The sequence below is a fragment of the Streptoalloteichus tenebrarius genome (genome assembly GCF_024171885.1).
In the GTDB taxonomy this organism is placed as follows: domain Bacteria; phylum Actinomycetota; class Actinomycetes; order Mycobacteriales; family Pseudonocardiaceae; genus Streptoalloteichus; species Streptoalloteichus tenebrarius.
Window position 1 is genome coordinate 71,147 of record NZ_JAMTCP010000032.1, and the last position, 7,638, is coordinate 78,784.

The window sequence follows — 7,638 nt, forward strand, 5'->3', positions numbered from 1 at the left end:
CGGCGCGTGCCTCAGAGGAGGCGCGGGCTCAGAGGCGGCGCCGGGCCCTCAGGAGGAGCTGCCGTCACCGTCGCGGTCGGCACCTCGTTCGGTGCTGCGTTCTGCGCTGCGGTCGGTGCCTCGGGCGGCGCCGTCGCCCCCACCGCCGCAGTCCGCGCAGGTCCCGAAGATCTCCACGGTGTGGCTCACGTGCGTGAACCCGTTCTCGGACGCGACCCGGTCGGCCCACTTCTCCACGGCCGGGCCCTCCACCTCCACGGTGCGGCCGCAGCCCCGGCACACCAGGTGATGGTGGTGGTGGGCCGAGCACCGCCGGTAGATCGCCTCGCCGGTGCCGGTGCGCAGCACGTCGACCTCGCCCGCGTCGGCCAGCGTCTGGAGGGTGCGGTAGACGGTGGTGAGGCCGATGCCCTCGCCCCGGCGGCGCAGCTCCTCGTGGATCTCCTGCGCCGAGCGGAAGTCGTCGAGCTGGTCCAGGAGCCGGGAGACGGCGGCGCGCTGCCGGGTGGCCCGCAGGCCGGGGACGGCCGTCGTGGGCCGGCGGGTGGTCGGTCGCTGTGCGCTCACTCGGCCTCCTCCACGTGCGCGACCGCGTCCACCACGATGTGCGCCAGGTGCTCGTCGACCAGGCGGTAGACGACCTCGCGCCCGTGCCGCTCGCCGCGCACCACGCCGGCGGACTTCAGCACCCGCAGGTGCTGGCTGATCAGCGGCTGGGCGACGCCGAGCGCGTCCACCAGCTCGTGCACGCAGCGTTCCGAGGCGCGGAGCTGGAGCACGATCGCGATCCGCACCGGGGCGGCCAGGGCACGCAGCAGGTCGCCGGCCGCGGCCAGGGTCCTGGGGTCCCGAGGGGGGACCGGGCGCACGGCCCCTCGGTCGTGGTCGTGGGATGGGACCCGCTCGTCGGCGCCCGCGACCGCGCGTCGTGGCGCGGCATCGGGGCTTGCGGTCGGCATGTCGTCTCCAACGCTCCGGCGTGGTGGTCGCCCGCCCGGGCGACCAGGCTCTCCCGCCATCCTACGGGCCACCTGACCAAGGACCCCGGGCGTCCGGACGCCGCGCGCTGCTGCGAATGCCGCGCTCCGCCCCACCCGTCCGCCCCACCACCTGCGATCGCCCTGGTCGGTTCCGCACGCCCAGCCCGGGGGTGAGCGGGGACGACGCACCCTGCCCCGGCTTGGGGACCTGCCGGCCTACCGACCTGCCGACCTACGGATCTGAGGACCTGCCCACTGCGGTGCCCACTGCGTGGCTGGGTGTATGCCCCGCCTGCCCGGGGGCGACCACTGCTGGACGGTCGGTTCGACGTGGAGGAGCGTCTCGCCTCCTGGGGAGGGCGCGGCCTCCGGATGTTCCGTCCCGGGGCCGCCGCCTGAACGACTCACCCCACCCTCAGGACAGCCCCCACCCGCCCTGGGGGGCGAGCCCCGCTCCAGCCTAACCAGCGAGAACGCGCCCGGACCAGGCTGAATTTCAAGCCTGTGGATAACTCCCGCCGCACACGCGCGTCATTCACCCCGCGGTGGGAGTTGATCATGAAATCCTGGGGGGCCTGTGGACAACGACTTGACAAATCCGGCGCGAGGCTACTCAACCGCCGGGGTGATGCGCGCCGACATCCCGCGAGCCGCCGGAAGAACAGGACGACCGAACGGGGCGGCCCCGACCGGTCAAGGGCGGCGCGGCCGCGCCTCCGCGATCCCCGCACATCGAGGGGACGACCAGGGCCCCGCCGGGCAGGGTGAGGACCACGTGGGCGATCCCCGCACGTCCAAGGGGCTGCCCCTACCCGTCAGGACGACGCACCGAACAGGGCAGCACACACCGGACTCGGCGACGAATACCGAATAGTGCGCAGCGCACCCGACTGAACGACAAATTCCGAACAGGGCAACACACGCCGAACAGCACGGCGCGCACCGGAGTGAGCGACAAATACCGAACAAGTCGACGCACACCGGACTGGACGACACATCGCGTGACAACCGCGACAACACTCGGCGTGGCAACCCACCGAGACCCCGCCAGCGCCCGCCACGACGCCTACCCGCCCGGATCGCGCCGCCGAAGATCGGGATGCCGACGGAAGAGCGGGGAAGAACGGGCAGGGCTAGAAGAGCACCGACACCGCGACCCCCACCAGCACCGCGATCACCAGGACCCGGCCGAGCCGTTCGGCGGGGCGCAGCCGCGGCCACGTGGCGACCAGCAGCGCCAACACGAGCAGGGTCAGGACGCCCAGCAGGACGGCCCCGACCACACCCCGCAGCCACACGCCCAGCCCGAACAACCCGAACACCACCAGGAACGCGACCACTGGCGGGACGCGGGAGAGCGGGCCGTCACCCGGTAGCAGCGGGGCCCTCGTCGATCGCTGTCGGTCCATGACGGGCAGGATGCCAGGGTGCTGTTGGTCTGCCGGTTCGCCGTGCCGTCGGAGGAGACCGAGCGGTTCGCCGCCCGGGCCCGCACCGCGCTGGAGCTGCTCACCGCGCAGCCGGGTTGTCTCGGCGGCCGGCTCGGGCGGGCCACCGAGGACCCCGCGCGCTGGGTGTTGGTGGTCGAGTTCGAGTCGGTCGTCGCCTACCGGCGTGCCCTGTCGCCCTTCCCGGTGCGGGAGCACGTCGTCCCGTTGCTGTCCGAGGCGCTGACCGACGAGGCGTCCGTGCTGGAGGTGGTGGCGGCCGCGTCCGGCGGGTCCGTCGAGCGGCGGGAGAGCCTGCTCGCCGCCGACTCCGGCTCGGTGCGGATCGGCGAGGCCGCCGGCCCCGAGGTCCCGCCCCGGTAGCGCGGTCGCGTCACGCCGCGTGCCGGCAGGTCGGGCATGTGCAGTCCGCGCAGGAGCAGTGCGCGCACGAGTCCGAGCACGACGCGCACTCGCACTTCGCGTGGTTGCAGGTCGGGCACGCGCAGTCGGCGCAGTTGCAGACGGCGCACGCGTCGGCGCAGTGCTCGCACTGGCAGTCCGTGCACTCGTCGTAGTGCACTCCCTCGTCCGTGCGGTGTTCCCGGTGGACGTGGCCCGCGTGCAGGTAGTCGACGTGGTCGCCGTGGATCACGGCGTCGTGCCCGCACCCGGGCCCGTGCGTGTGGTGGTGGCTCTCGGCGGGCCGGTGGTCGAGCATGCTCGTCATGGCCCCTCCTTCGCTGGTGCGCGCCCTGGTCGCCGAGCGTCTTCCGGCGTCGACCTCCGTGCCAGCCAGTGTTGCCCTCCTGGCGGGCCGCGGACCCGGCCCGGTCGCCGACTGCCCCGATCGGATGACCCTGGGGAACCGTCCTCGCGCCGGTGCGCCCGGCTGAACTACGGTCCCTCCCGTCACGGACGATGACGCAGCGTCACGGAGGGCGACCCTCGGTGGGGTGACCAGCGGTCGGGGCGGTCAGAACGGACACGGCCAGAACCCGAGACGGTCCCACCAGGTCTGGGCCGACACCGGGGTCGACGCCTTCGGGCCGAGCGCGACCGTGAGCCGTGACGGACGACACGACGGACGTGTCCCTACCGCCCGCACCACCAGGGGAGGGCAGAACAGCGCTGTGAACACCACGAACGACAACACCGGAGACGACGCGTTATCCGCCGGGCCGCCGCCGAGCGGGCCGAGCGGGCCAACCGAGCCCAACAGGCCGAACAGGCGACGGAAGGCCTGGATCTTCCTCGCGCTGGCCGCCGCGGTGCTCGTCGCGGCCGGCGTCACCACCTTCGTGCTGGTGGACCGGAGCACATCGCCCTCGGCGGCGTCCGAGTCGGCGAACCCCTCCGCCCCCTCGGCGGAGGCCGAGGCCACCACGACCACCACCGTGCGGGGACAACAGCCGGGAACGGTCCGCCTGGCCCAGGGCGGCACCGCGCGGCTGGTGCGCCGGGAGGTCACGGCGGACGGCACGCTGCCGATCCCCGAGGGCCTCGACGAGGCCACCTGGTGGGGAGCCGGCCTCGGCGCGCCGGCCGGGGCCTCCGTGCTCGCCGGCCACGTCAACTGGAAGGGTGCCAAGGGGCCGTTCGACGAGCTGTGGCGGGCCGAGAAGGGGCAGCGGGTGGAGGTGGTCGACACCTCGGGCCGGCGGTGGACCTACCAGGTGAGCGAGATCGTGACGGTGCACAAGGACGACCTGCCGGCACGGGCCGAGGCGCTGTTCGGCCAGGACGGCAGGCACCGGCTGGTGCTCGTCACCTGTGGCGGGGACTACGTCGGCGGGACGGACGGCTACCGGGACAACCGGATCGTCGTGGCCGAGCCCGCCGCCTGACCTGGTCCGCCCGTCTCCTCCCGCGCTCCTCCCGCGCCGACGCCGGCCGGCGGGGCGGTGGGCACGGAGCCGCCCCTCCGGTCGGCGCCCGGGCGTGTCGGGCGCGGGCGGCCGCGCGTGGGCGGCGGTCGCGACCGGGTAGGCTGTCCTCCTCGTATGTCAAGCCTGCTGGACCTGCGTCCGCGCGACCTGACCGCACCGCCGAGTCGAGTCATCACCACAGGAGCGTCCGTGCCCGCCGATCGGATCGAGACAGTCGTCAGCCTCTGCAAGCGCCGTGGCTTCGTCTACCCGTGCGGGGAGATCTACGGCGGTACGAAGTCGGCATGGGACTACGGTCCGCTGGGTGTCGAGCTGAAGGACAACATCAAGCGGCAGTGGTGGAAGACCGTGGTGCAGGGCCGCGACGACGTCGTGGGCCTGGACTCCTCGGTGATCCTGCCCCGCGACGTGTGGGTGGCCTCCGGCCACGTCGAGGCGTTCGTCGACCCGCTGGTGGAGTGCACCTCCTGTCACAAGCGCTTCCGCGCCGACCACCTGGCCGAGGAGTACGCCGAGCGCACCGGCAAGGAGATCGCCGAGGGCGACCTGTCCGACGTGCCGTGCCCGAACTGCGGCAACCGCGGCCAGTACACCGAGCCGAAGCTGTTCAACGGCATGCTGAAGACCTTCCTCGGCCCGGTGGAGTCCGAGGAGGGCCTGCACTACCTGCGGCCGGAGACCGCGCAGGGCATCTTCGTCAACTTCCTGAACGTGCAGACCACGTCCCGGCGCAAGCCGCCGTTCGGCATCGGCCAGATCGGCAAGTCGTTCCGCAACGAGATCACGCCGGGCAACTTCATCTTCCGGACCCGCGAGTTCGAGCAGATGGAGATGGAGTTCTTCGTCGAGCCGGGCACCGACGAGGAGTGGCACCAGTACTGGATCGACGAGCGCACCCGCTGGTACCTGGACCTGGGCATCAACAAGGACAACCTGCGGCACTACGAGCACCCCAAGGAGAAGCTGTCGCACTACTCCAAGCGGACCGTCGACCTGGAGTACCGCTTCCAGTTCGGCGGCCAGGAGTGGGGTGAGCTGGAGGGTGTGGCCAACCGCACCGACTTCGACCTGACGACGCACTCCAACCACTCGGGCGTCGACCTGTCGTTCTTCGACCAGGCCACCAACTCGCGTTACCGCCCGTTCGTGATCGAGCCGGCAGCGGGTGTGGGCCGCGCCATGATGGCGTTCCTGCTCGACGCCTACGCCGAGGACGAGGCGCCCAACGCCAAGGGCGGCGTCGACAAGCGGGTCGTGCTGCGCCTGGACCGGCGGTTGGCCCCGGTGAAGGCGGCGGTGCTGCCGCTGTCCCGGAACGCGGAGCTGTCGCCGAAGGCCAGGGACCTGGCGCAGAAGCTGCGCAGGCACTGGAACGTCGAGTTCGACGACGCCGGCGCGATCGGCCGTCGCTACCGCCGCCAGGACGAGATCGGCACCCCGTTCTGCGTCACCGTGGACTTCGACTCCCTGACCGACCACGCCGTGACCGTGCGGGAGCGGGACTCGATGTCCCAGGAGCGGGTGTCGATGGACCAGATCGAGCGTTACCTCGGCGAGCGCCTGCTGGGCTGCTGAGACACAGGGCCGCGGCCTGGGCTGAGACCTGGGTTGCCGCTGGGACGACGACCGCCGGAGGGGCCCCGGGGACGGGGCCCCTCCGGCGTGTCGGGAGCCGGGTGTGCCGAGGACGGAGGGAGCCGGGGTGGAACCGACGCGAGTGATCGACAAGGTGGCGTGGGTCCTGCTGGCCGACGGGCGCGTGCTGGCCGCCCGGTCGCACGGCAAGGACGTCTTCTACTTCCCGGGCGGCAAGCGCGAGGCCGGTGAGTCCGACCTGGACACGCTGGCGCGGGAGGTCCGCGAGGAGCTCACCGTGGAGATCGACCGGTCCAGCGCGGAGCACTTCGGCACCTTCGAGGCCGAGGCGCACGGGCGGCAGGCCGACGTGCTGGTGCGGATGACCTGCTACACCGCCGACTACCAGGGGACACTCGCCCCGAGCGCGGAGATCGCCGAGTTGGCCTGGCTGGACTACGGCGACCGCGACCGGGCGTCCCGGGTGGTCCAGATCATCCTGGACCACATGGTGGCCGCCGGACTCGTCCGCCGGCCCTAGCCCTGCCTGGCCCCGGCCCCGCGCGCGGGCCGTGGAAGAGGTGTCGACCACCGGTTCTGGCGGTGGTCACGCACCGGAACCCTGACCACTCCGGGCCGACCCGCCACCCGGGGCGAGCCGGGTGAGCGCGGACAACGGCTACCCCAGCCGATCCGCTCCCACCTGCGCCGACGGCATCTCTCAGGCGACGACTCCCGAACGCCGGGACCAGCAGGCCCACCGGCTGCGCCGCAGCCGGACAGGGGCGCCCACCGGCGTTCGACCGCACTGCCTACCACCGCCGCGCTGCGGTTGAGCGGTGCGTCAACCCGTCTCACGCGGTTCCGTGCCCTCGCGACCCGGTTCGACAAGATCGCGACCTCTTACCAGAGCATGATCGATCTGGCCGTACCCGGTCTGGGTGGGTGTGGATGTGTCCAGGCCGGGTGTGGCAGGGGATGTCGGCCGTCAGATCGTCGACGCGCGGCGCGGTGTCGGCCTGGCCGGGGGTGAGCACGAGGGGCAGTGGTGGGCCGTGTTGGTCGCGGGCCGGGTGCGTCTGGGTGCTCAGCCCTGGCGTGGGGGCTGGGCGCTTCGCGGGCTGACGCGGCGGCCGACGCAGCCCACCCTTTCGTCGTTCCGGTGGTGTGTTGGTGCGCCCGCATCACGGTGGAGTCCATGTTGGTGGTCTGCTCCACCCTGCCGGTGGCCGTTGTCGCGAACCCGCCGCGTGCTTCCGGTAACCGCGCTCAGCCCGCGGTTCGCCTGTCCACGCTGGAACCGGTCGTCGACCGACTGTCATCGCCCTGAGCGTTCGGGCAGGTCCCGCCATGGGCGGCAACGGCTCGATCCGTGCTCACGCCTGTTCGGTCAGCTCACCACGACGCACCGCAAGATCAATGACCGGACACGGCCTAGACGAGTAATGCGTAAGTCCGGGGTGGTGCCGGGAGACGGACGAAGAGTGCTCAAGATCAGTTTGTGACGACCGACCTGAACACCCTTCTCACCGCACTCTACGTCAAGATCGACGATTACCTGGCTGGCAGGCCCCGGTGGGGCCGACCTCCCAAGCTCACCGATGCGGAGCTGATCACCCTCGCGGTGGCCCAGGCGCTGCTCGGGTTCACCTCCGAGGCACGGTGGCTGCGGTTCGTGCCTGACCACCTGCCCGGGGCGTTTCCTGACCTGCCGGGCCAGTCCGGCTACAACCGCCGCCTGCGCGCCGCGTTGCCTCTGGTCAAGGA

Annotated in this window: 7 protein-coding genes and 2 pseudogenes; 5 read left to right on the top strand and 4 right to left on the bottom strand. The window is 72.1% G+C overall.

Translation table 11 applies throughout. The annotated features are described in order from the left end of the window. Nucleotides 1-147: 147 nt before the first annotated feature. The 3 genes and pseudogenes from LX15_RS23000 to LX15_RS23010 all read right to left on the bottom strand — a co-directional run. Nucleotides 148-567, bottom strand: a pseudogene (locus LX15_RS23000) (Fur family transcriptional regulator); the annotation flags it as partial. After that, nucleotides 564-959, bottom strand: a complete 396-nt coding sequence (locus tag LX15_RS23005) for an ArsR/SmtB family transcription factor (RefSeq protein WP_253671712.1) — start codon at nt 957-959, stop codon at nt 564-566. The pseudogene LX15_RS23000 and the gene LX15_RS23005, both read right to left, overlap by 4 nt. A 1,154-nt stretch (nt 960-2,113) precedes the next feature. After that, nucleotides 2,114-2,389 (bottom strand): hypothetical protein, encoded by a 276-nt coding sequence (locus LX15_RS23010; protein WP_253671713.1) that lies wholly within the window; start codon nt 2,387-2,389, stop codon nt 2,114-2,116. An 18-nt stretch (nt 2,390-2,407) separates the two neighbouring features. On the opposite strand from LX15_RS23010, the gene LX15_RS23015 reads away from it, so the two are divergent. Next, on the top strand, nt 2,408-2,791 hold the full coding sequence (locus LX15_RS23015) for an antibiotic biosynthesis monooxygenase family protein (protein WP_253671714.1): 384 nt from the start codon (nt 2,408-2,410) through the stop codon (nt 2,789-2,791). Nucleotides 2,792-2,801: 10 nt separating this feature from the next. Here LX15_RS23015 and LX15_RS23020 read toward each other — a convergent pair whose 3' ends face one another. Beyond that, nucleotides 2,802-3,137 carry a hypothetical protein gene (locus LX15_RS23020; RefSeq protein ID WP_253671715.1) on the bottom strand — a complete coding sequence of 112 codons (336 nt, stop codon included), beginning with the start codon at nt 3,135-3,137 and terminating at the stop codon, nt 2,802-2,804. Nucleotides 3,138-3,654: 517 nt separating this feature from the next. On the opposite strand from LX15_RS23020, the gene LX15_RS23025 reads away from it, so the two are divergent. The 4 genes and pseudogenes from LX15_RS23025 to LX15_RS23040 form a co-directional block, all read left to right on the top strand. After that, nucleotides 3,655-4,254, top strand: coding sequence for a class F sortase (locus LX15_RS23025; RefSeq protein ID WP_372502780.1), 600 nt, complete (start codon nt 3,655-3,657; stop codon nt 4,252-4,254). Between the two features lie 231 nt (nt 4,255-4,485). Further along, on the top strand, nt 4,486-5,871 hold the full coding sequence (locus LX15_RS23030; protein WP_253671716.1) for a glycine--tRNA ligase: 1,386 nt from the start codon (nt 4,486-4,488) through the stop codon (nt 5,869-5,871). Nucleotides 5,872-6,013: 142 nt separating this feature from the next. Next, nucleotides 6,014-6,412 carry an NUDIX hydrolase gene (locus LX15_RS23035; RefSeq protein ID WP_253671726.1) on the top strand — a complete coding sequence of 133 codons (399 nt, stop codon included), beginning with the start codon at nt 6,014-6,016 and terminating at the stop codon, nt 6,410-6,412. A gap of 960 nt (nt 6,413-7,372) precedes the next feature. Next, nucleotides 7,373-7,638, top strand: a pseudogene (locus tag LX15_RS23040) (IS982 family transposase); the annotation flags it as partial.

What these genes read in the sequence shown, in the direction of transcription:
- LX15_RS23005 (WP_253671712.1), bottom strand. Translation starts at nt 959, where the DNA reads ATGCCGACCGCAAGCCCCGATGCCGCGCCACGACGCGCGGTCGCGGGC.
- LX15_RS23010 (WP_253671713.1), bottom strand. Translation starts at nt 2,389, where the DNA reads ATGGACCGACAGCGATCGACGAGGGCCCCGCTGCTACCGGGTGACGGC.
- LX15_RS23020 (WP_253671715.1), bottom strand. Translation starts at nt 3,137, where the DNA reads ATGACGAGCATGCTCGACCACCGGCCCGCCGAGAGCCACCACCACACG.